Source organism: Streptomyces murinus (genome assembly GCF_002154555.1).
Classification (GTDB): Bacteria; Actinomycetota; Actinomycetes; order Streptomycetales; family Streptomycetaceae; genus Streptomyces; species Streptomyces murinus.
On record NZ_MUNF01000545.1, the window covers coordinates 1 to 2321 of the forward strand.

A 2321-nucleotide genomic window follows, 5' to 3' on the forward strand; every position below is an offset into this window, starting at 1 on the left:
GCCGCCGAAGCCGGCCTGGCCATGCTCGACTGCGTGATCCTCGTCGCCGCCCGCAGCACCGGCCTGTTCGGCGGCAGACACGCCCGCAGCGCCCTCGCGCAGTACCTCGCCGACGACATCAGCACCCAGAGCCGGCACACGCTCGGCACCCCCCTGGAACCGGTGTGGCTCACCCGCACCGCCCAGCTGACCCATCTGCTCGCCCTCAAGAGCGACGACACCGGGCACAGCGGACTCGCCCAGCGGTACTTCCGTACGGCGCTGGCCCTGGCCTCGGCCGGCGGGGACCGCGTCCAGTACGCGGTCACCTTACGGGCCATGAGCTGCCAGGCGGCCCGTCTGGGCCACACCGCGATAGCCCACACCCACGCCGAACACGCGCTGGCCGCCGCCGGGGACCTCGCCGACCCCGGCACCCGGTCCTACCTGCTGGCCCAGCGGGCCTACACCCACGCTCTCCGCCAGGACGGCCGCCACGCGCTGGCCGACCTCGACGCCGCCGCACGGCTCCACGAGCGGCACGGCACCGTGTCCGGCACCCGGCCGCGGCCGTTCGCCTCCTATCCGCGGGCCGGACTCGAATACCAGCAGGCCCTGGTGCTCCTCCAACTGCGCGAGCACGAGCGGGCCATCGCCCATCTCACCCACTCGTTCGGCCACCGGGCACCCGGTGAAAGACGCTCCATCGCGCTCACCCACGCGCTGATGGCCGATGCCTTGCTCGGCGTCGGCCGTCTCGACGAGGCCTGCGTCCACGGGCACCGGTTCCTCGACGAGATCGCCCCGCTGGACTCGGCCCGGGCCCACCAGGCGCTGTCCCACCTGTGCGGGCGTTTCACCCCGCACCGGCGCACCCCCGCGGCGGCGGCGGTCCTGGAGCGGGCACGCGCCCGCAGCGCGGAGAACCGGCCCGTCCTGTGAGCCTGTCAGCCGTGCGGACGCGGCGGTGGGCCCGCGTCCTGCGGGGCGTACGGCGGTGTGCGGCGGCAGCCGGTCGCGGCGCCGTCCTGGGCGGCCGCGTCGGGCAGCTCCGCCTCCGTGGCCTCTTCGAGGGGCGGGAGCGCGGCCAGTCGGTACATCTGCGGGTCGTCCATGGCTCCGAGGTATACAGGCGGCCCGGCATGCCGGGACGCGGAGGACAGGGGCATATGCGCGTGGTTCACCCGTTCGAACTCGCGTGGGCCGAGAGGCACACGGACGGGCAGAGGGGTCTCTTTCAGCGGGTGCAGGGCAGGTGGCTGATGCCGTGGATGAGGCCGGAGTAGGTGTGGGCGGGCGGCGCGGTGGCGTGGATGCCGGGTGCCCGGGTGAGCAGTTCCCGGTAGAACAGGCCGCTCTCGCGGCGGGCGAGGTGGGCGCCGAGGCAGTGGTGCGGGCTGGGGCCGCCGAAGCTGAGGTGCGGGTTGGGGCTGCGGCCGATGTCGAACGCGTGGGGGCGGTCGAAGACGTCCTCGTCCCGGTTGGCGGAGTTGTAGTAGAGGATGATCCGGTCCCCGGCACGCAAGGGGTGGCCGTCCACGGTGGTGTCGCGGGTGACGTTGCGGCGCATCCAGGTGCCCGGGGTGGCGTGGCGCAGGGTCTCCTCGACGGCGCCGGGCATACGTCCCGGCAGGTCGGCCAGGAGCAGCTGCTTCTGGCCGGGGTTGTCGGTCAGCAGGTGCAGCATGTGGGCCAGGGCGCTGCGGGTGGTGTCGTTGCCGCCGACCAGCAGGATGCGCAGGAACGCGCCGAGTTCGGCGTCGGTGAGGGGCCGGCCGTCCACGGTGGCCCGGACGAGGGTGGTCGTCACGTCGTCGGCGGGGTTGCCGCGGCGCAGGCGGGCGAGGTCGCCCATGAGGGTGCTGAAGTAGGTGACCGCTTCGGCCACGGCAGCCAGGCCGGCGCGGTCGGTGGTGTTCGCGATCCCGGTGATCGTGTCGGTCGCTCGCACCACGTCCTCGTAGGCCGAGGCGGGGACACCGACGATGGCGCAGATGGCGCGCAGCGGCAGCTGGACGGCGGCCTCGGTGACGAAGTCGCACGGGGTCTTCTCCAGCAGTTCGTCGACGACCCGCCGGGCCGCCGCGGCGATCATGCCGTCGTGGCGGCGCAGGCCGCTGGGGTTGAACGCGCGGGCGACCACGCGGCGCATGGCGGTGTGCCGGGGGGCGTCCGTGTTCATCAGGGAGCCTTCGGCGCTCTCCCCGAAGGCGGGCGAGCGGTCTTCGAGGGTGCTGCTCGACGGCGCCGAGCTGAACAGGTCGGGGCGGCGGGAGACCTCGGTGATCTGCGCGTGCCGGGTCAGGGCGTAGAAGCCGTAGGACCCGGCACGCGCAGATCAC

4 protein-coding genes are annotated in these 2321 nt (G+C 73.8%); 2 read left to right on the plus strand and 2 right to left on the minus strand.

Annotated elements, in window-relative coordinates:
* Window positions 1-921 (plus strand): NsdA family TPR-like regulatory protein (locus tag CCN72_RS39235; protein WP_086810988.1); only part of this gene is annotated, 921 nt, incomplete at its 5' end.
* 5 nt (window positions 922-926) lie between these two features.
* On the opposite strand, the gene CCN72_RS39240 is transcribed toward CCN72_RS39235, so the two are convergent.
* Window positions 927-1094, minus strand: a complete 168-nt coding sequence (locus CCN72_RS39240) for a hypothetical protein (RefSeq protein ID WP_158101433.1) — start codon at window positions 1092-1094, stop codon at window positions 927-929.
* Window positions 1095-1216: 122 nt separating this feature from the next.
* The gene (locus tag CCN72_RS29340; RefSeq protein WP_086810990.1) at window positions 1217-2161 is read right to left on the minus strand and encodes a cytochrome P450; all 945 of its coding nucleotides are present in this window, start codon (window positions 2159-2161) and stop codon (window positions 1217-1219) included.
* Between CCN72_RS29340 and CCN72_RS39245 the strand changes: the two genes are divergently transcribed.
* On the plus strand, window positions 2154-2291 hold the full coding sequence (locus CCN72_RS39245) for a hypothetical protein (protein WP_158101434.1): 138 nt from the start codon (window positions 2154-2156) through the stop codon (window positions 2289-2291). The two genes, CCN72_RS29340 and CCN72_RS39245, sit on opposite strands and share 8 nt — an antisense overlap.
* Window positions 2292-2321 lie beyond the last annotated feature (30 nt).

Coding starts and splice junctions, on each gene's coding strand:
- CCN72_RS39240 (WP_158101433.1), bottom strand. CDS start 1,094: ATGGACGACCCGCAGATGTACCGACTGGCCGCGCTCCCGCCCCTCGAA.
- CCN72_RS29340 (WP_086810990.1), bottom strand. CDS start 2,161: ATGAACACGGACGCCCCCCGGCACACCGCCATGCGCCGCGTGGTCGCC.